Source organism: Microbacterium sp. E-13 (assembly GCF_049912955.1).
Lineage (GTDB): Bacteria > Actinomycetota > Actinomycetes > Actinomycetales > Microbacteriaceae > Microbacterium.
In genome coordinates this window covers 1512474-1532151 of sequence record NZ_CP183973.1, presented here as the reverse complement: position 1 = coordinate 1532151, position 19678 = coordinate 1512474, and the positions used below count along the sequence as shown (strand labels likewise).

Genomic DNA, 19678 nt, shown 5'->3' with positions numbered 1-19678 from the left:
GAAGTTGAACGGCCACGGCGGCGGGCGTTCAGAAACTTGAACGCTCGCGGCCTGGTCCGGCGCTGAGCCCGTTCATAGGTTGGTGGAGAAGCCAAAACCCGACATCGCTCTCGCCGGCGCGCTCCACCGAAGGAATCGTCATGGATTCGTCACGCCCGTTCGCGACTCGTACCTCCGCCGCTGCTCCGCCGCTGCGTAAGCGCCGGTCGTTCTGGGCGGTGATCGCGACCGTGATGGCGCTCCTCGTCGCAGGGCTCAGCGCACCGGCCGCCTTCGCGCTCTCCGTGACCTCGGCGGTGTTCAGCGGCGGCACCGGGACGGCGATCGTGGGCGGGGTGGTGTATGCGAAGGGCGGGACGTCGCTGACGCTCACCGTCACCACGTCCAACGACACCCGGTGCGTCAAGGTCAGCGGGGCCTTCGATGCGATCCTCACCTCCGCGGACGCGCGGACGTCGTGGGTCTTCCCGACCTCGGCGGCTTCGGCGGAAGGCGTACAGGCGGTCACGGTCGCAGCATCCGCCGCCCACAATGACAACGACAAGAACCCGAACTGCACCGGCAACAGCGTGACCACGCAGGCGTCGTACACGGCCGACAACACCGGCCCGGTCGTGACGGGTGCGGTCTCCCCCGCGCCGAACGCCGCCGGCTGGAACAAGACGAACCCCACCGTCACCTGGACCGCGGTGGATGCCGCTTCCGGAGTGTTCAGCGGTCCCACCCCTGCTTCGCAAACCGTCACTGCCAACGGCGTCTCCTCTGTCACTTCGACCGCGACCGACCGCGTGACCAACTCCGGCTCGGGCTCCGTGACCGTGCGCGTGGACAAGATCCTTCCCACGATCACCGCCGCGCAGACGACGAACGCGAACGGCACCACGACCATCACCTTCACCTGCTCCGACGCCACCTCGGGCATCGCGAGCTGCCTCGCAGACGGCACGTCGACCAACTCGAAGACCGTCGGACCGCACACGACCGTCACGGGCACGGCGACCGATGTCGCGGGCAACACCGCCACAGCGTCCTCCACGTCTCCGGTGGGCGACACGACGGCGCCGGTGCTGACCGGCGCCCCCACGACCGCCCCGAACGGCGCCGGCTGGTACTCGGGCGACGTGACCGTTCACTGGACGGCGAGCGACCCCGAGTCCGGGATCCCCGCCCAGCCCGCCGACACCACCATCGCCGGCGAGGGAACAGGCCTCACCAGCACGCAGACCGTCACCAACGGCGTCGGGCTCTCGACGACGGCGACGAGCAGCCCGGCCGTGAAGATCGACCGCACCGCGCCGGTCACCGGCATCACCGGCGCCTCGGGCAGCTGGGTGAAGGGATCCGTCCCGATCGTGCTGACGGCGACCGACAACCTCTCGGGCATCGCGAAGACCGAGTACACCGTCGACGGCGGTGGCGTGCAGACCGGTACGGGCTTCACCCTCAGCGCCGAGGGCGAGCACACCATCACGTTCCGCAGCGTCGACAACGCAGGCAACGCCGAAGCGTTCCGAACGGCGACGGTCAGGATCGACCAGACCGCACCCACGATCAGTCACCTCTTCGACCCCAGCGGCTACACGGATGCCGCGTGGACGAAGGGCGATGTGAAGGTCACCTTCACGTGCGACGACCAGGGCGGATCGGGCCTCGCCACCTGCACCGCGCCGGTGACGGTGACGGCCGAAGGCGAGCACACCGTTCCCGGCACCGCGACCGACAACGCCGGCAACTCGGCGTCCGACAGCGCGTCCGTCCGCATCGACAAGACGGCGCCCATCGTCACCGCCACCCCGAGCGGCACGAAGAACGCCGCGGGCTGGTACAACAAGGACGTCGAGGTCATCTACTCGGCCACCGACGACCGGTCGGGTGTGGCGAGCGTGTCGCCGAAGACCGTGCTCGGCGAGGGTGCGAACCAGTCCGCCTCGGGAACGGCGACGGATGCTGCCGGCAACGGCGCGTCGGCCGGGGTGACGGGCATCAACGTCGACAAGACGGCACCCGAGCTCACCGCCGTGTACTCGACGGACTGGAGCACGGACGACGTCACCGTGACCTGGACCTGCTCCGACGCGCTGTCGGGCCCGGCAGGCCAGCCCGCCCCCAGTGTCGTCGAGGGCGAAGGCGACAACCTGTCCGCCACGGCCAGCTGCCTCGACGTGGCCGGCAACACCGTCACCAAGACCGTGACAGGCATCAGGATCGACCGCGTCGCCCCGACGACCACCGCATCGGTCCCGTCGGCGGGCGCCGACGGCTGGTACGACGCCGCCGTCGAGGTCACCCTCTCCGCGAGCGATGCGCTGTCGGGCGTGGCCTCGACCAGCTACACCGTCGACGGGGGCAGCCCGCAGTCCTACACCGGCGCGTTCTCCGTCGGAGCGGACGGTGAGCACACCATCGCGTTCTGGAGCACGGATGACGCCGGCAACGTCGAGGTCGCGGGTGCGCCGCTCGTCGTCAAGGTGGACACCACCGCGCCGACGACGACGGTGATCAACCCCCTCTCACCGGACACCGGCTGGTTCGTGACCAGCGGCATCCCCTTCGCGTTCGACGCCTCCGACGCCGTGGACGGCATCGTGACGTCGGGCATCGCCGCGACCTACTACACGATCGACGGCGGCGATCCCCAGACCTACGGCGAGCCCTTCACCGAGGATCTCTCGACGGGCACCCACCAGGTCTCGTTCTGGAGCGTCGACGCGGCGGGCAACACCGAGGCGGCGCAGACGATCGCGATCAACGTGGACACCATCGCTCCGACGATCACCGGTCACGCCAGCCCTGCGCCCAACACCTTCGGCTGGAACAAGACGAGCGTCGACGTGACGTTCACGTGCGCCGATGAGGACTCCGGCGTGCGGAGCGGTGTCGCCGGCTGTGCCGGTGACACGACCTTGGCGAACGAGGGCAAGGGTCAGACCGTCACGGGTGACGCGGTCGACGTCGCGGGCAACGCGAAGACGACGACGTTCGGCCCGGTCAACATCGACAAGACCCTGCCGACGCTCACCGGCGTCCTTCCCGACGCCAACGGCGCCGGCTGGTACAAGGACGACGTGCGCGTGAGGTGGGTCGGCGTCGACGCGCTGTCTGGCATCGACCCTGATTCGCAGCCGGACGACAGCATCATCACGGGTGAAGGGGCCGACCTCGGCGCCGGGCCGGTGACGATCGACGACAAGGCCGGCAACACCAGCGACGCCGCCAGCGTCAGCGGAGTGAAGATCGACCGGACGGCTCCGGTGGTCACCGGCCATCCGACGACGGCACCCAACGCGGCCAGCTGGTACAAGTCGGCCGTCACGGTCGAGTTCTCGTGCTCCGACGAACTGTCGGGCGTCGCCTCGTGCCCCGACAAGAAGGTCCTCTCGGCGAACGGCCCCGATCAGAGCGTCACCAGCGGCCGGGCAGAAGACGTCGCGGGCAACCTGAGCGCGACGACGACGGTGGGGGGCATCAACATCGACGGCCTCGCTCCGACGAGCAGCAGCAACAACACCTGCAAGGCCGTGAACGAATGGTGCACGGGCGACACCGCCGACGTGATCCTGACCGCGAGCGACCAGTCCGAGCTGTCCGGCGTCAAGGAGATCCGGTACAGCGTGGACGGTGGCGCCGAACAGGTCGCTTCCGGCACCTCGGTCACGGTGCACGTTCCGCTGAACGGCACCGGCGCGGGAACCGTCTCGTACTACGCCGTCGACAACGCCGGCAACGAGGAGACGGCGAACACCGTGTCGCTCAAATGGGACAACATCGCGCCGTCGGTGAAGCATTCGCTCTCCGCGCCGGCCAACGCGGACGGCTGGCACAAAGCCGGCGTCACGGTGACGTTCTCGGCGAAGGACGACGACAACGGATCCGGTGTCGACGACGCCACGCTCACCGCTCCGGTGGCCGTGACCACCGAGACCCCGGGCCAGAACGTCGTCGGGACGGCCAAGGACCGGGCCGGCAACGAGGGCACCGACAGCGTCACGGTCAAGCTCGACAAGACCGAGCCGGGCATCACGGCGGCGATCACCGCGGGCAACCTCACGGCCAGCGGCTGGTACAACGGCCCCGTCACCGTGACGTTCACGTGCACCGATGCGCTGTCGGGTGTGGCCGTCTGCCCCGCCCCCGTGAAGCTCACCGACAATGGCGTGAACTCCGCCGGCGGCACCGCGACGGACGTAGCCGGCAACACCGCCGCGGCGACGCTCGGCGGCATCCGGATCGACCAGGAGAAGCCCACTCTCACGGAAGCGAACGTGAACGTCGCGGGAGCCAGCTACACCGTCGGATCGGTGCCCACGGCCACCTGCACGGCGACCGACAGCTTCTCGGGCGTCAAGTCCTGCGTAGTGACGGTCACCGGCGGCACGGCGAACGGAGTGGGCACCTTCGCCTACACGGCGGTCGCCACCGACAACGCGGGCAACACGACGACGGTGACCGGCGTCTACAAGGTGACCTACCGGTTCGACGGGTTCCTGCAGCCGATCAACGACACGGCGCACCAGATCGGCGTCGCGACGAGCATCTTCAAGGCCGGCAGCACCGTGCCCGTGAAGTTCCAGCTCAAGAACGCGAGCGGCGCCGTCGTGCAGGCCCTCACCGCACCGGTCTGGATCACGCCCGTCAAGGGCAGCGCGACGTCGGCTCCGGTGGACGAGAGCGTCTACACGGGCGTGAGCGACAGCGGCAGCACGTTCCGCTACGACGCCGCGGCCCAGCAGTACATCTACAACTGGAAGTCGGGCAACGCCGGCGGCAACTACTGGCGCATCGGCGTCAAACTCGACGACGGTCAGGTGTACTACGTGAACATCGGCTTGCGCTGACCTCGCCGCGGTGCTCCTCCTGGGGATGAGGAGCATCGACCGGGGCTCCTCATCTGAGGGTGAGGAGCCCCGGTCGGGGTTCCTCACCTGGGGAGAGGAACCCCGCCCGGCGGCTCATCACCACCGACAAGGAGGACCGCATGACAGGGGGCCCGCGGGACGTCGACGGACCCGCCGACTCGGTCGGCGAGCGCACGTGCCCGGCATGGTGCCGGACTCTCCACGGTGTGTCGGAGGGCGAGGACGACTGGCTCCACGTGAGCGAGCCTCTGGTCGTCTCGGATGACGTCACCGCGCGGCTGTGCATGTCGGTGGATCCCCGTACGCACGAAGCGGACGGCCCCTACGTGCTCGTCGGTTCGCGGGAGTACTCGCTCGCCGACGCCGAGCAGCTGGGCGAGAGGCTCATCGAGCTCACCGCCACGGCTGCGAGCGTCACTCCTCGCTCAGCAGCTTGAAGGCGCTCGCGCGGTCCTTCACCTGAAGCTTGCGCAGCACGGTCGACACGTGCACGCGGATCGTGGTCGGCGAGAGGAAGAGCTGCTTCCCTGCCTCCTCCGTCGACAGTCCCTGGGCGAGCAGTTCCATGACCTCCTTCTCGCGCGGACTGAGCTTCGATGCAGCGGATGAGCGCGCGAACGGGCGACGCGTGGGCCGGCGGAACTCGTTCAGGATGCGGGTCACCAGAGACGGCGGCATGGCGGCCTCCCCCGCCAGCACGCCGCGGAGGGCGTCCGGCAGCGACGCCGGATCGGCGCTCTTCAGCAGATAGCCCGTCGCACCCGCACGCAGAGAATCGAAGAGGTCGTCGTCATCCGCCGACTGCGTCAGCATCACGATCGCGGCGTCCGGCACTCTCTGCCTGATCTGCTGGGCGGCATGGATGCCGTTTCCCGGCATGTGGATGTCGAGGAGCACCACCTCGGGAGTGTGCGCGACCGCGAGCTCGATCGCCTGTTCCGCGCTCGCTCCTTCGGCGGCGACGACGCACCCGCCGGCTTCGAGCGCCTCGCGCACCTGCGCGCGCACCCTCGCGTGGTCGTCCGCCAGCACCACCGTGATCGTGCGTTCACCTACCATGCGACCGTCACCACGCTCCCCCTGCCCGGATGCGACTGCACCGTCAGCGCTCCCGGAAGCCCCCGGGCGCGATCCCTCATGCTGGTCAATCCGTAGCCTGAGCCCGCAGCGATCGTCGCGTCGACGTCGAAACCCGCTCCGTCGTCTTCCACCGTCAGGCGGCTCTCGCCCTCGACGCGGGTGAGCCGCACGGAGATCCGTTCTGCCTTGCCGTGGCGCACCGCGTTCGATACGGCTTCGCGGGCGATGCGCAGGAGCGCATGCCTCTGGTCGGCGTCAGCGGTGAGGGAATCGTCGAGGTCGACCTCGAGGTTGACGCGGTATCGCTCGGCGATCTCCCGCACCGCGCGGTGCAGAGTGAATCCGAACGGCTCCTCATCCTCCGCATGGCCCAGCGCGTGCACGGCGGAGCGCGCCTCGTCGAGTCCCCTGTCGCAGGCGGCGATGATGCGCGCTGTGTTGGGCGACCCGGCCGGCAGCGCGTAGCTCTCGGCGCGGATATAGCCCAGCTCTTGCACCACGCCGTCGTGAAGCTCGCGCGCCAGGCGTCGCCGGTCGTCGAGCACCGCGGCCCGGGCCTGCGCGCTCCAGTACGACTTCATCTCGCGCGTCGCACCGATCAGCAGCAGCAGATAGCAGGCGGTGCGGAGGAGGTCGCCCGTGTAGAGCCAATCGGTGTACAGCGACGGGAACAGCGCGTAGTTGAGCCGGGCGAACCCGCCGACGGCGCACGCGGGTCCGAGCCATCGCAGCAGCTCGTCATCGCGCTCCGTCGCCTGTGCGGTGAAGGCGAGCGACGCCACGAAGAAGGATGCCGCGGTGACGACCTGCCCCGCGACGAGCAGCGGATGCGCACCGATCAAGGTCGAATCGGTGGTCGGAACGTAACCCGGGTCGAGCGCGAGCGGCAGTTCGGCGCCGAACGACCACAGGAGCACGCCGCCCAGCGCGACGGCGAAAGCGGCGGCGCCGAACACGGCAGCAGCCGGCCGATGCGGCACGAGCTGTCGCGCCGAGACATCGCCGACGAGCGCCGCGGCCGCGATCAGGAACCCGCCGAAGACGCGGACCGCGAACGGCAGCCAGACTTCGAATCCGTCCGACGCCGCACCGCCCACAGCCCCCGCGATGTAGCTCAGGCCCAGGCCGCCCGTCGCGAGCAGAACGAGCCCGACGCACAGCAGGAGGTCCTGCAGCCGCCCGGCGCGGCGGAATCTTCCATAGACCAGGTACGCGACGAGCAGCGCCACGCACGCATCGACGGTATCGAGAACCAGATGGAGCGAAGGGTTGCGGTAGCCGGAGGCGACGAGCGGACTCCACAGGACCATGGCCGTCACTGCGACTCCGGCCGCCCACCCCGCGGCCGTGAGCTTGGCGTTCGTCATGTCGCGGTCGCCTCTCGCGGCGACGCCGAACACCGGTGGTCTGCTTCCCCCATGAAGTACACCTCGGATGTTTCCCCAGCGACTCCCCCGCGCGAGCCGCTCCCGGGGCCGATCCTAGACCCGGCGAGAGGTCGAATACCCAGGGCTTGACTCAGGATCTTCCGAAGGTCTCCGCTGCCATCAGGTGGGGTCGGCGTTCATCTCCCACTGTTTCGGCGAGCGCCAGAGGGCGCTCGTCGTCAGGGACCGGATCATCTCCATCTCCTTCGGCAGGCGGGTGTAGAGCTTCATGAAGAGCTCCTCCACGTCCAGCAGCTCGGAGGTCCAGTCGCGGCGGTTGATCGCCATGCAGGCGAAGAAGTCCTCATCCGAGAAATCGAGCCCGTCCCACGTCAGGTCCTCGTAGCGCGGCATCCAGCCGAGCGGGCTCTCGATGGCGAGCGCCCGTCCCTGCGAGCGGGCGACGATCCATTGCAGAATGCGCATGTTCTCGCCGAACCCGGGCCACAGGAACCGCCCGTCCTCGCCGCGCCGGAACCAGTTCACCTCGAAGATGCGGGGAGGGTTCCGCACCTTCCGGCCCAGCGCGAGCCAATGGTTGATGTAGTCGCCCATGTGGTAGCCCGAGAACGGGAGCATCGCGAACGGGTCGCGCCGCACGACGCCCTGCGCCCCGAAGGCTGCGGCGGTGGTCTCCGAGCCCATCGTCGCCGCCATGTAGACCCCGAACGCCCAGTTGAAGCTCTGCACGACCAGCGGGATCGTGCCCGCCCGCCGGCCGCCGAAGATGAAGGCGCGGATCGGCACGCCCTGCGGGTCGTCCCATGACTCGTCCAGCGCGGGGTTCAACCTGGCGGGCGACGTGAACCGCGAGTTCGGATGCGCCGCCTTCGTGCCCGAGCCGGGCGTCCAGTCGTTGCCCTCCCAGTCGATGGCGTGAGCGGGCGGTGGCCCGTCCATCCCCTCCCACCACACGTCGCCGTCATCGGTGAGGGCGACGTTGGTGAAGATCGTGTCGGAGCGGATCGACTCCATCGCATTCGGGTTCGTCGCGTAGGACGTGCCGGGCGCGACTCCGAAGTACCCGGCCTCCGGGTTGATGGCCATCAGCTGGCCGTTCTCGCCCGGCTTGATCCACGCGATGTCGTCGCCGACGGTCGTCACCTTCCACCCCTGCGCGGCGAACGCCGGCGGCGGCACGAGCATGGCGAAGTTCGTCTTGCCGCAGGCGCTGGGGAACGCCGCTGCCACATACGTCTTCTCTCCGTCGGGGTCGGTCACCCCGAGGATGAGCATGTGCTCGGCGAGCCATCCTTCGTCGCGCGCCATCGTGGACGCGATCCTCAGCGCGAGGCACTTCTTGCCCAGCAGGGCGTTGCCCCCGTACCCCGAACCGTACGACCAGATCTCGAGCGTCTCGGGGAAGTGCACGATGTACTTCTCCGTCGGGTTGCACGGCCACGCGACGTCCTGTTCACCCTCTGCGAGCGGTGCACCCACGCTGTGCATGCACGGCACGAACTGGCCGTCCTCACCCAGCGCCTCCGCGGCTGCGCGTCCCATGCGCGTCATGATCTTCATGCTCACGACCGCGTAGGGCGAATCGGTGATCTGAACCCCCAGCTGGGCGATGGGTGACCCGAGCGGCCCCATGCTGAAGGGCACGACGTACATCGTCCGCCCTGCCATGGATCCCGCGAAGAGCCGGCGGAGGATGCGCATCATCACGCGCGGGTCCATCCAGTTGTTCGTCGGGCCCGCGTCCTCCTCGCTGCGCGCGCAGATGAAGGTGCGCTCCTCCACTCGGGCGACATCGCTGGGATCGCTGCGTGCGAGGTAGCTGCGCGGCCGTTTCTCCGCATTCAACGCGGTGAAGGTCCCCGCCTGGACGAGTTGCGCGCACAGCTCGTCGTACTCGCGATCGGAGCCGTCGCACCAATGGATGTCCGTCGGGGTGCAGAGCTCGGCCATCCTCTCCACCCACTCGATAAGCCCGCGGTGCTGAATCCACTCCGGTGTGCTCATGATGCGAGCATGCCGTGCAGCCGGTCGACGCACCAGACCAGGTCATGCCTGCCGCCCGTCTTCCCACGGGCGGACCGGGACTCCTACCATGGGCCCATGGGGCTGGGGTGTCGCTGGGGTGCCCGATGATCGTCGAGCCCTGGCTGGAAGACGACGGTCTCCCCGAGGCGGGTCCGAGCCGCACGGAGACGACCGCAACCCTCCTCGGCCGCGCTGCGGAACTGCAGGCACTCCTGCGGCTGCTCCAGCCCGGTGGAGCAGCCGTCGCGAATGTGTCGGGTCCGCGCGGCATCGGCAAGTCCGCGCTGATCCGCGCGGCACTCGGGCGCGCAGCATCCTCGTTCCACGATGTCCAGCGTCTCGACCTCACCGGCGACACGGCGTCCAGCGCCCTCAGCCGTCTGCGACATCACGCCTCACGGCTGCCCGTACCGCTTCGCCGAGACGGCGCCCCGTGGGAGCGCCAGCGGATGCTGCTTCTCCTCGACCATGCCGACGTGCTCGTCCGAACCGGCTACGACCTGACCGACCTCACCGCGCGCAACAGCGCGCTCGTGCTTCTGGTCGAGTCGCTGCCGCACGTGCGCGGCACCGGCACGGCTCTGGTGCAACTGGGGCCGCTCGACAGGGCCGCCGGGCACGAACTGTTTCGGCGGACGGCCGAGTCGGCGGCCATCACGCTGGGGAGCGACCCGGAGACCACCGCATCGATCGACCGCATCTGCTCGGCGGTCGACGGGAACCCCTTGGCGATCGAGCTGGCAGCCAGGCGGTTGCCGTTCGTTCCCCTGGCTCACCTCGCCGACGTCCTCGAAGCTCCCGAGCGAGCGCTCGCCATCCTGACGGCGCCCGACGCGTCGGGCGCGGTCACGGGCGTCAAGGCGAACCTCACCGACAGTCAGCGCGCCGCGTCGGCGGAGGCTCAGCAGCTCCTCGATCTGCTGAGCGTGTTCTCGGGCTCCTTCACGCTCGAGGCGATCGAGGCCGTGAGCGCCGGCCGTCTCTCGTCGTGCTACGACGCGCTCGGCGAGCTCCTCGACGAGTGCCTCGTCGAACTGGACGAGAGCGCAGGGCAGGCGAGATACCGGCTGAGCAACCTCGTGCGCGGGTTCGCATCGGAACGGCTGACGCCATCGGGGGCGCTGTCTGACGCACGTGCTCGCCGGGCGGCTCACTACTCCGACATCGCCCGCCGATCCGCTGTCGCGTTCGACGACGCCGACGACGACCTGGCACGCGAGATCCTCGGCGAGGACTACCGCGAGGCGGTCGCGGCTGCTCGCGATCTCGTCGAGGCGGATGCGGATGCCGCGCTCCGGCTCGTGGCCGATCTCGGGTGGGCGGCCGATCAGCGCCGCGACGGCGCCGTCGTGGAGCTGCTCGAAAACCTCACGTACACCTCGCCGACCGGCGATGTTGCAGCCCGGCGGGATGCCCTGCTGTGGCTGGCGCAGCTTGCCGGCTGGTCCTCCCTCGGCGCCGACCGATCCGCGTTCATCGCCGAGCAGCTCGAGGAGGGGATGCGACTGGCCCACAGGCTCTCCGAGCCGCTTCCGCTGCTGCGCGCTCTGCGGAGCCAGTACATCGCCGACGTCGGCATCGGAGCGATCGGCGCCGCGTGGGAGTCGTGCCGCGAGGGAGTCCGTCAGGCCACTGAGATCGGGCATACCCGGTGGCTGGGTCGGTTCGAGATCATGCTGGGCGCGATGAGCGCCGTGCACCGCGACTATGCGGAGGCAGCCCGCCTCGCTGCTGCGGGACTGAACCGTGCCATCCGCGCGGGCGACCGGCCGGGAATCGCGATCGGCTCGCTCGCCCTGCACGCGATGCCGCCGGAGCACGTCGAGAACCGCGCCGAGCTGCCGCCGCTCGAAGCGGTGCTCGAGATCTTCCGGGCCCAGGGCGATCTCGCGAATGAGATGCACACCCTCGCGACCCTGGCGCAGGAGGCGATCGACCGCGACGACCCGCGCCGAGCGGCCGCCTGGGTCTTGACCAGGCAGGAGCGACTGGGGGGAGGCGATCTGCTGAACGGCTTGACGATCTCGGTGATGCTCGGCGTTCATGTCGGCCGGCTCCGCGGGGATCATGCAGAGGCGGCGTCGCTCCACGGTGCGGTCGCGGCGCACGCCGAGCCCCTCATGGCGATCATCTCGCCCCGGCATTCCGCGCAATATCGCGACGGAATCGACACGCTGCGAGCATCGCTCGGCGGGGCGGTGTTCGATGCGCAGGTCGCTCGCGGCCTGCTGCTCAGCCGCGACGAGACGCTCGGCGAGCTCGTGAGCTATCTGAGAGGCGTCGCCGATGCCGCGCCGAGGCCGACCTCACAGCGCAGAGAGGCAGATCGCGGGGTGCTCACGCCGCGGGAGGAACAGGTGCTGGTGCTCATGGCGGACGGGCTCCGCAACAAGGAGATCGCCGGAACGCTGTGGATCACTCCGAAGAGCGTCATGCACCACACGGTGTCGATCTACCGCAAGCTCGGCGTGCGCGGCCGCACGGAGGCGGTGACCGCGGCCGTACGGTCGGGTCTGCTTCCCGTTCCCGGCGCGGGAGAGCGGGCTGCCGGTCCGCTGACGTGACGGGCGGCTGCCCGATTCGAAGGCTCGCGCGGCGGCGATCGTGACCGGCGTCGTGCCGCGGGGGCGGAGTCGCCAGGACATCGCCTCCCCCAGAGGGTGAGCGGATGACGGTCAGGCGAAGAGTTCGTCGAACGCGTCGGTGCGCACGCGCGGCGCCGCGGCGGCTCGCGTGATCGCGTGCTCGGGGGTGGCGGCGATGGTGCTGACCGGATCCATGAGCGTGCGTGCGGGTTCGGTGAGGAACCTGCTGGGTTTGGCGGCGACGTGCTTGGCGAGGAACGCGGTCGGGTGGGTGGGCAGCTGCGCGGGAACGTACACGTCGAGGGTGTCGCGTGCGCGGGTGAGCGCGACGTAGAAGAGCCGTTCCTCTTCGGCGAGGCCGGCGGACGAGGTGAGTGCCATATCGGAGGGCATCGCGCCGTCGTTGGCGCGCATCAGGTGCACCGCGTCCCATTCCAGGCCCTTCGCGGAGTGGATCGTGGACACGGTCAGCCAGTCCTCGTCGAGGTGTGGCTGCTTCGCCCAGTCGCCGGCGACGTTCACCGGGTCGATCGCCTGCTCGCTCACGAAGGTGCGCAGATCGCCCTGCTGGGCGGCCGCCTGCGCGATGGAGTCGACTTCGGTCACCCGGCGCTGCCAGTCCGGGTAGTGCGCGCGCAGCAGCGGATCCACCGCGCCTCGGCACGCCTCGACCAGCTCCGGCACGGCGGTGGTGAAGTCGACGGCGCCGAGCAACGAGAGGGTGGACGCGAGCCCGGTGCGCGCCTTGGCCGGGGCGGCCGCGACCGCGTCGGCCGCGCGACCTGTGCCCCCGTCCGCGAGGATCCCGGCCAGTGCGCGCGCACTCGCTTTGCCGATCGCGCGGTGCCGCGTGAGCAGCCGGTACCACGACACCTCGTCTGCCGGGTTGAGCACCACCCTGAAGCCGGCCAGCAGGTCGCGCACGTGCGAGGTCTCGAGGTAGCCGATCCCGCCGAACTTGTGGAAGGGGATGCCGCGCACCTTGAGCTCCACCTCGAGCTGCGCGCTGTGGGATCCGGTCCGCATCAGCACGGCCTGCGAACGCAGCGGTGTGCCGTCGACGTGCGCGGCGAGGATGCGGTCGGCGATCGTGCGGGCCTCGTCGTCGGCGTTGCGGCAGCTGACCAGCGCCGGCCGGGTCCCCTGGTTCGCACGGTCCGCGACCAGCCGCAGCCGCAGGTCGCCCGGCCGCACCTCGTTCGCGAGGTCGAGGATGGGCTGGGTGGACCGGAAATTGCGTTCCAGGCGCACGAGCGTGGCATCGGGGTAGGCGTCGACGAGGTCGAGCAGGTGCCCGGCGCTCGCGCCGCGGAACGCATAGATCGCCTGCGCGTCGTCGCCGACGACCGTGAGCCCGCGGCCGTCGGGACGGATGCCGCGCACGATGTCGACCTGCAACTGATTGACGTCCTGGTACTCGTCGACCAGCACCCAATCCCAGCGCGCCCGCAGCCGCGCTCCCACATCGGGATCAGTCACCAGCGCCCGCAAGGCGATGAGCAGATCATCCAGGTCCAGCAGGCCGCGCTCGCGCTTGCGTTCGCGGTAGTGGCGCAACAGGCCGGCGATCTGGTCGGATTGCTCCAGCGCCCACGGAAACTGCTCCTCGATGACGGCCCGGGCCGGGGTCGCGGTGTTGATCGCGCGCGAGGCGATGTCAGCGATGGTGCGCGTCGTGGGCAGCCGCACCTCGGTGCCGTCCAGCCCGTGCTCCGCGCGCAGCAGGTCGATGAGGTCGATGACGTCGTCGGGATCGAGGATCGTCACATCCTCCAGTCCCAGATGCTGGGCGTGCTCGGCGACGATGCGGTGCGCGACGGCGTGGAACGTGCCGCCGGCGATGCGCTGCGCAGCCTGCGCGTCGCCGCACATCACCGCCGCCCGCGAGAGCATCGCGGACGCCGCGCGCCGGGTGAACGTCAGCAGCAGCATCCGTTCCGGCGCCACCCCCGCCTCCAGGAGCCTCGCCACCCGCGCCGTGAGCACTCGCGTCTTTCCCGTGCCAGCCCCCGCGGCGACCACCAGCGGCCCCTCGCCGTGCTCGACCGCCTGGAGCTGCGCCGGGTCCAGCCCGGCAAGTGCATCAGATACTGCCACGAGGGTGACGGTAGCCAGACCCTCTGACATCAGCCATCACGCGCGGCTTCGGGGAGGGCTGATGCGGGCCGAGTGATCTACCCACGAGGTCCCGGAGACCCTCGCGTCCTGGGACCTTCTGATCGGAAGACTGGACGCGAACCCGCGACCCCTTGGAGGAATCAGGCCGTTTCCGGCGTTCCCCGAGAGTCTCCGGAACCCGCGAGTGCCTTCGTGCCCACGGGGAGCCGGTTCGCAGGGTCCGAGTGTCGGCACCGGGCAGGCCCCCGAGACTTCTGGCGACCTGCCCGTCGCTCTCAGACCGCGGTGTAGCCGCCGTCGATCACGATCTGCTGACCCGTGAGATAGCTCGACACGGGCGACGCGAGGAACACGACGAGCCCGGTGAGATCCCCCGGGGTCGCCATGCGACCCTGCGGGATCCGCGAGACCCAGTCGGCCTCGAGCTCGGGCTCCCGGTCGATGATCTGTTGGGTCAGATCCGTGAGGACGTAACCGGGCGAGATGGAGTTGACCCGGATGTCGGACGCCGCCCACTCCACCGCGAGCGACTTGCCGAGGTGTGCGACGGCGGCCTTCGATGAGTTGTATGACGCGGCCCACTGGGGGACGTTCACGATGAGCCCCGACATGGACGAGATCAGCACGGCGCTGCCTGGCAGGTCGGCAGCCAGCAGGCCCCGACCGAAGGCCTGGGCGGCGAAGAACGTGCCCGTGAGGTTGACGTCGATGACCTTCCGCCAGTCCTTCGCCGTGACGTCGATGGAGTCCCCGTTGATCTCGATCCCCGCCGCGGTGAGCAGCACCTGCGGAACGCCGAGCCGTTGCGCGATCTCCTCGAACGCGGCATCCGTCGCCTCCTGATCGGTGACATCGAGACGCTGCCCGTAGGCGCGCACGCCGTATTCGTCGGCGATGCGCTGAGCTGACTCCTCGACGGTGTCGAGGAGATCGAGGATCGCGATGTCGGCACCCTCCGCCGCGAGTGAGCGCGCGACGGCGAAGCCGATGCCGCGCGCCCCTCCCGTGATGACCGCGGTCTTACCGGTGAGGTTGGTGTCCATGGGTGTTCTCCTTCGTTGGTGGTGGTCCGTCGTGGTCGGGATGCGCCGCCGGCGACGCGGGGGCCGCGTGGGCGACGTCCCAGCCGGCGCGGGCGGCGGCGATGAAGAGGCGCGCGGCGGCCAGCGGGTCGGGCGCACCGAGGATGCCGCTCGTCGACCCCGTCGCGTCGGCGCCGGTCGCCATGATGGCCCGAACGATCCCGGGGGACGACACGCCTCCCGCGTGCATCGCGAGAACGCGGGGGTCGACACGACGCAGCGCCGACGTGAGTGGGGCGATCCAGCCCCGGTCGGCGGCGCCTGCCGTTCCGATCAGGTTCGCCGGCTCGACGAGCACGGCGGCCGGGGCGAGGGCAGCGGCGGCGAGGGCTGCGCTTTCGGAGCCCGCGCAGACGATCGTGGCGAGGCCGACCTCCTTCGCGCGGGCCACAGTCGCCGCGAGCGTCCGCTCATCCAGCGGCGCGGCGTCGTGATCGAGCATGACGCCCGCCGCTCCCGCATCGACGAGCCCCTCGGCGGTGACCCTGGCGAAGGATGCGCCGGGGCGATCGGCGTCCATACTCTGCGCGAATACGTGCACACCGGCATCCAGGTCGACGATCGGCGCGATCATGACCGTCGGAACGGTCACGACGACCGACACGCCGTACTCGGCGCCGGCGCGCCCAGCCGCGAGCGCGAGCTCCTCCAGCGCGTGGCGCCGCAGGAGGTTCTTGGGACCGATCTCGAAGAAGGGCGCGGTGAGCGGCGGAGTCATACGTTCACGAGCTTCCGCAGCCTTCGTGCCGTCGCGGGAAGAGTGACGTTGGGATCGGCCTCTGTCGAACATTCGAGGTTGAGGTACCCCCGGTAGTCCACGTCGCGGAGGGCCTGGACGATGGCGGGCCAGTCGAGGTGGCCGCTGCCCGGGAGCAGCCGGTTGCTGTCGCCGAGGTGGACATGCACGACGTGCGCCCCCGCATCGCGCAGAGCCTGCGCGGGGTCGGATTCCTCGATCGACATGTGGAAGAGGTCCGGGAGCAGTCCGGCGTTCGGGTGTGCGACCTCGTCGATGATGCGGACGTTGTCGGCGATCCGGTTCAGGTACCCGCTCTCGTACCGGTTGATCGGCTCGAGCAGCACTCGGCCGTCGCTGCCCGCGACGACGTCGAGCATCTCGAGGTAGAACTCGACGAATGCGCTGTGCTGCGACGGGCTCAGCTGCCGGAAGGGCTCAAAGAGCGGCAGCGGGTTCTGCGCCCCGTACTCGAATTCGATCTCCGTGACGGCGCCGATCTCGGCGCACACCTCGGCGGATCGACGGTACATCGCCCGGCAGCGCTCGCGCAGCGCGGCATCCTCCGACATCGCATTGCCGTAGACGTCGTCGGACAGAACGAACTCGACGGGCCTGATGCCCGTGCGATCCTCGAGCGAGACGAGTTCACGGCGGGCGTCGGAACTCCAGGCATCGAGAGGCTGGAAGACGGCGATCGCGTCGTAGCCCCACTCCGCCAGGAGTTCGGCCTTCGCCGTCAGGGTCTCCCCCGGCACCATGGGGGACGAGCAGCAGAGCATCATGGGGTGTCCTTCGTGTGGAGGGCGAGCGCCGGCGCATCCGCGAAGAGGCGCCGCAGGTGGTCGTCGAAGCGCGCATAGCGCTCCTGCCGCAGGCGGTCACCGGAGGGCCGGTACCGCGCCGAGCGGGGAGTGTTCATGCTGGCGGCGTCGGTCAGGTCCGCGAGGAACCCTGCCGCGGCGAGGGCGAGCGCGGCGGCACCGCGGCACGTCGCCTCCAGCTCGTCCGGCACCACGACGTCGATTCCGCACACGTCAGCCTTCAGCTGATTCCAGAACGCGGATGCCGCACCGCCGCCCGTCGACACGATCTCGCCGGCGGGCCCGGCCGGGAAGTACTCGATGTTGCGGCGCAGCAGATGCGCGATCCCCTCTTCCACCGCGTAGGCGAGGTCGATGCGGTCGTGGCCCAGGTCGAGGTCGAGGAAGGCTCCTTTGGCGTGCGTGAAGTAGTCCGGGGGGTTGACCCCCGTGAGGTAAGGGAGGAACATCGGGGCCTCCCGGTGGTCGCGGGCTCGGAGGCGGCGCTCGAGATCGTCGTGCGCCATTCCCCCGAGGCCCTGGACGCGGAACCACTCGAGCGCTGCGCCGCCCGCGTCGACGGCGTTGAAGAGCACCGTCTCGCCCTGCCGGAGGCCCGTGTGGAATGAGATCTTCCGCTGCGGATCGAATGTCCAGTCGTCGACGAGCAGCGACAGGGACAGCACGGTGCCGGCCGACTCGCTCACACGACCCGCTACGTAAGACCCTGTGCCGGCCATCGCGCAGAAGTGATCGAGTGCGCCGATGTTGACGCGATAGCGCGTCGCGGGAGGAAGATGCTGCACAACCTCGGGGTGCACGGAGCCCACGTCGGTCCCTGCGGCGACGACATCGGGAAGTGACCCCGGGGCGACACCGCAGTACTCCGTCATGGCATTCCAGTAGTGGCCGCGGGCGACGTCCCAGAGGTAGGTGAATCCGCGGGTCGAGACCTCCCCCACGGCGACGCCGGTCAGGCGGAAGACGAGGTAGTCCTTGATCATGAGGACAGAGACGGCGGACGCCAGAGCGTCCGGCTCGTGAAGCCGCAGCCAGCGGAGCTTCGCAGCCGGCCACGTCGTGGACGAGAACGGCTCACCCGTCACGCCGAAGGCCTCTTCCACGCCGAAGTGCTCACCGATCCCGCGGGCCTCCTCGGCGGCGCGATCGTCCAGCCAGGACAGGCCCGGGCGCACGGGCGCGCCCCTCCCATCCAGCAGGACGAGCGACTCGGCCTGTCCGGTGAGCGCGATGGTCGCCTCGTCCCGGCCAGGAAGACCCGCGATGGCCGCGCACTGCCCGATCAGCTCCAGCACGGAGGCGAAGAGCTGTTCCGGATCGAACTCGACGCGAACCCCCTCGCGGGCGTAGACGGCCGGCGCCGCGGCGGTCGCGAGCCGGCGCAGCTGCTCGTCGTAGAGCACCACTTTCAGGTTCGTGGTGCCGACGTCGACCGAGTAGACGAGCACCGTCAGCCCGCGAGGATCTGGAGGTGGACCGTGCGGGTGCGGGGCCGGACGGAGTCGAGGTCGCCGAAGTAGACGCGTCCGAACTCGCCGAGGACGAGCTGCCCGTCGACGACGGGAACGACCTCGGACCGGCCCAGGATCGACGAGATGATATGCCCGTCGGTGTTGAGGCCCCACGCCGGCAGCTCGTCTCGCAGCGCGGCCGCATTGCGGATGTGAATGGGGCCCGGGTGCAGGTACTGGCCCTCGTGGCGCGTCGGCGGTGCAATCTTCGCGAGCACATTGAGGGTGTCCTGCAGGATCAGCTGGGTGCCGTAATAGGTGACGTCCTCGGACTCCTCCTGGAGGAACACGCAGCAGCTGGTGTGCGCCGAGTAGACGACAGCGATCCCGGCGTCGACGCCGGCGTCCCGCACGAACTCCGCCAGCTGTTCGGTCACGTCGAAGAACTCCTGACGGGCGGGAGTATCGATGGTGATCGTGCGGCTGTGGGCGTTCATGCGGCTCCCTGCTTTCGTGGTCCGGCGGTCGGTAGCAGTCTGCGGGCACCGTCATGCGCGGGGGAAACTCCCAGTTACAATCACCACATAACGTGGGCTTATCAATGGAACGGGCCTCATGCGCGCATTCCCTGACGTCAACCTGCGGGCGCTCCGATACTTCGAGGCGCTCGGAACCGAACTGAACTACCGCCGTGCGGCCGAGAAGCTGTTCATCACTCAACCCGCTCTCTCGGCGGCCATCCAGAACCTGGAACGCGTCATCGGAGACCGGCTCTTCGACCGCAACACCCGCTCGGTGACGCTCACCGCGACCGGGCGGGAGTGGCTCCCGCACGTCCGACGGGCGCTCACCGAGGTCGACTCCGCGCTGGAAGCCGTGGCGATGCTGGTCGACTACGCCCACGTCCGCCTGGGTTACCTCATCGGCACAGGAGCAGACCTGCTCTTCCAGCTCCTCGATGGCGTCGAGAGCGCCTTCCCCGACATCACCATCGAGACGCTCGAGTACGACTTCTCCGACCCGACGGCGGGCCTCGCATCCGGGGCGACCGACATCGCACTCCTGCGTCCGCCGGTCGACGTCCCCGACATGGAGATGGCCATCGTCGCGGAGGAGTCCTGGGTCGCATGTCTGCCGCGCGCACATCGCCTGGCCGGCCGCTCTGAGCTGCGGATCGAGGAGCTGCTCGACGAGCCGATAGTGGTGGCGCCCAAGTCGGCCGGCCGATGGCGCGAGTACTGGTACGCCGCTGACGCACGCGGCGGGGTCCCTCCGCAGATCGCCGCGGAAGCGGCGACGTACGAGTCGGAGGCGACGCTCGTCGCGCGCGGCGTGGGGATCAGCTTCACGACGTCGTCGATGGTCCGCCTGTACGACCGGCCCGGCATCCAGTTCGTTCCCATCACCAACCGTCCGATCAGCTACACCGCCGTTGCATGGCGACCCGACCGGCTCACCACGCCCTCCCGACGGCTCGTGGAGCACATGATCAGCGGCTCGCCTCGCCCCAAGCCTCGCCACTGATCGACCGCG

13 protein-coding genes are annotated in these 19678 nt (G+C 69.6%); 4 read left to right on the top strand and 9 right to left on the bottom strand.

Going from position 1 to position 19678, the window contains the following annotated elements:
• The first annotated feature begins 140 nt into the window (after positions 1-140).
• Together ACN9MP_RS06890 and ACN9MP_RS06885 are read left to right on the top strand one after the other, a co-directional pair.
• A complete protein-coding gene (locus tag ACN9MP_RS06890; protein WP_426324919.1) occupies positions 141-4835 on the top strand; it encodes an OmpL47-type beta-barrel domain-containing protein in 4695 nt (1564 codons plus the stop codon).
• 140 nt (positions 4836-4975) lie between these two features.
• On the top strand, positions 4976-5293 hold the full coding sequence (locus tag ACN9MP_RS06885; protein ID WP_426324917.1) for a DUF6907 domain-containing protein: 318 nt from the start codon (positions 4976-4978) through the stop codon (positions 5291-5293).
• Here the strand turns inward: ACN9MP_RS06885 and ACN9MP_RS06880 are convergent.
• The 3 genes from ACN9MP_RS06880 to ACN9MP_RS06870 all read right to left on the bottom strand — a co-directional run bounded on the left by ACN9MP_RS06880 (position 5271) and on the right by ACN9MP_RS06870 (position 9328).
• Positions 5271-5915 carry a response regulator gene (locus tag ACN9MP_RS06880; RefSeq protein ID WP_426324915.1) on the bottom strand — a complete coding sequence of 215 codons (645 nt, stop codon included), beginning with the start codon at positions 5913-5915 and terminating at the stop codon, positions 5271-5273. The two genes, ACN9MP_RS06885 and ACN9MP_RS06880, sit on opposite strands and share 23 nt — an antisense overlap.
• Positions 5909-7303: a sensor histidine kinase gene (locus ACN9MP_RS06875; protein WP_426324913.1), complete on the bottom strand. Its 1395-nt coding sequence runs from the start codon at positions 7301-7303 to the stop codon at positions 5909-5911. Before ACN9MP_RS06875 ends, ACN9MP_RS06880 begins: the two co-directional genes overlap by 7 nt.
• Positions 7304-7483: 180 nt before the next feature.
• Entirely contained in the window at positions 7484-9328 is a 1845-nt protein-coding gene (locus ACN9MP_RS06870) for a phosphoenolpyruvate carboxykinase (GTP) (protein WP_426324911.1), read from the bottom strand.
• 125 nt (positions 9329-9453) lie between these two features.
• On the opposite strand from ACN9MP_RS06870, the gene ACN9MP_RS06865 reads away from it, so the two are divergent.
• Entirely contained in the window at positions 9454-11913 is a 2460-nt protein-coding gene (locus tag ACN9MP_RS06865; RefSeq protein WP_426324909.1) for a LuxR C-terminal-related transcriptional regulator, read from the top strand.
• Positions 11914-12024: 111 nt separating this feature from the next.
• On the opposite strand, the gene ACN9MP_RS06860 is transcribed toward ACN9MP_RS06865, so the two are convergent.
• From ACN9MP_RS06860 to ACN9MP_RS06835, 6 genes are all read right to left on the bottom strand, one after another.
• Entirely contained in the window at positions 12025-14031 is a 2007-nt protein-coding gene (locus tag ACN9MP_RS06860; RefSeq protein ID WP_426324907.1) for an ATP-dependent helicase, read from the bottom strand.
• 296 nt (positions 14032-14327) lie between these two features.
• The gene (locus ACN9MP_RS06855) at positions 14328-15095 is read right to left on the bottom strand and encodes an SDR family oxidoreductase (RefSeq protein WP_426324905.1); all 768 of its coding nucleotides are present in this window, start codon (positions 15093-15095) and stop codon (positions 14328-14330) included.
• Positions 15073-15852 (bottom strand): triose-phosphate isomerase, encoded by a 780-nt coding sequence (locus ACN9MP_RS06850; RefSeq protein WP_426324903.1) that lies wholly within the window; start codon positions 15850-15852, stop codon positions 15073-15075. The genes ACN9MP_RS06855 and ACN9MP_RS06850 overlap by 23 nt, the downstream gene beginning before the upstream one ends.
• Positions 15849-16655, bottom strand: coding sequence for a sugar phosphate isomerase/epimerase family protein (locus ACN9MP_RS06845; RefSeq protein ID WP_426324901.1), 807 nt, complete (start codon positions 16653-16655; stop codon positions 15849-15851). The genes ACN9MP_RS06850 and ACN9MP_RS06845 overlap by 4 nt, the downstream gene beginning before the upstream one ends.
• The gene (locus ACN9MP_RS06840) at positions 16652-18142 is read right to left on the bottom strand and encodes an FGGY-family carbohydrate kinase (protein ID WP_426324899.1); all 1491 of its coding nucleotides are present in this window, start codon (positions 18140-18142) and stop codon (positions 16652-16654) included. The genes ACN9MP_RS06845 and ACN9MP_RS06840 overlap by 4 nt, the downstream gene beginning before the upstream one ends.
• Positions 18143-18144: 2 nt before the next feature.
• A complete protein-coding gene (locus tag ACN9MP_RS06835; RefSeq protein WP_426324897.1) occupies positions 18145-18642 on the bottom strand; it encodes a YjbQ family protein in 498 nt (165 codons plus the stop codon).
• A gap of 118 nt (positions 18643-18760) precedes the next feature.
• On the opposite strand from ACN9MP_RS06835, the gene ACN9MP_RS06830 reads away from it, so the two are divergent.
• On the top strand, positions 18761-19669 hold the full coding sequence (locus ACN9MP_RS06830; protein WP_426324895.1) for a LysR family transcriptional regulator: 909 nt from the start codon (positions 18761-18763) through the stop codon (positions 19667-19669).
• Positions 19670-19678 lie beyond the last annotated feature (9 nt).

What these genes read in the sequence shown, in the direction of transcription:
- ACN9MP_RS06890 (WP_426324919.1), top strand. Translation starts at nt 141, where the DNA reads ATGGATTCGTCACGCCCGTTCGCGACTCGTACCTCCGCCGCTGCTCCG.
- ACN9MP_RS06885 (WP_426324917.1), top strand. Translation starts at nt 4,976, where the DNA reads ATGACAGGGGGCCCGCGGGACGTCGACGGACCCGCCGACTCGGTCGGC.
- ACN9MP_RS06880 (WP_426324915.1), bottom strand. Translation starts at nt 5,915, where the DNA reads ATGGTAGGTGAACGCACGATCACGGTGGTGCTGGCGGACGACCACGCG.
- ACN9MP_RS06875 (WP_426324913.1), bottom strand. Translation starts at nt 7,303, where the DNA reads ATGACGAACGCCAAGCTCACGGCCGCGGGGTGGGCGGCCGGAGTCGCA.
- ACN9MP_RS06870 (WP_426324911.1), bottom strand. Translation starts at nt 9,328, where the DNA reads ATGAGCACACCGGAGTGGATTCAGCACCGCGGGCTTATCGAGTGGGTG.
- ACN9MP_RS06865 (WP_426324909.1), top strand. Translation starts at nt 9,454, where the DNA reads ATGATCGTCGAGCCCTGGCTGGAAGACGACGGTCTCCCCGAGGCGGGT.
- ACN9MP_RS06855 (WP_426324905.1), bottom strand. Translation starts at nt 15,095, where the DNA reads ATGGACACCAACCTCACCGGTAAGACCGCGGTCATCACGGGAGGGGCG.
- ACN9MP_RS06850 (WP_426324903.1), bottom strand. Translation starts at nt 15,852, where the DNA reads ATGACTCCGCCGCTCACCGCGCCCTTCTTCGAGATCGGTCCCAAGAAC.
- ACN9MP_RS06845 (WP_426324901.1), bottom strand. Translation starts at nt 16,655, where the DNA reads ATGATGCTCTGCTGCTCGTCCCCCATGGTGCCGGGGGAGACCCTGACG.
- ACN9MP_RS06835 (WP_426324897.1), bottom strand. Translation starts at nt 18,642, where the DNA reads ATGAACGCCCACAGCCGCACGATCACCATCGATACTCCCGCCCGTCAG.
- ACN9MP_RS06830 (WP_426324895.1), top strand. Translation starts at nt 18,761, where the DNA reads ATGCGCGCATTCCCTGACGTCAACCTGCGGGCGCTCCGATACTTCGAG.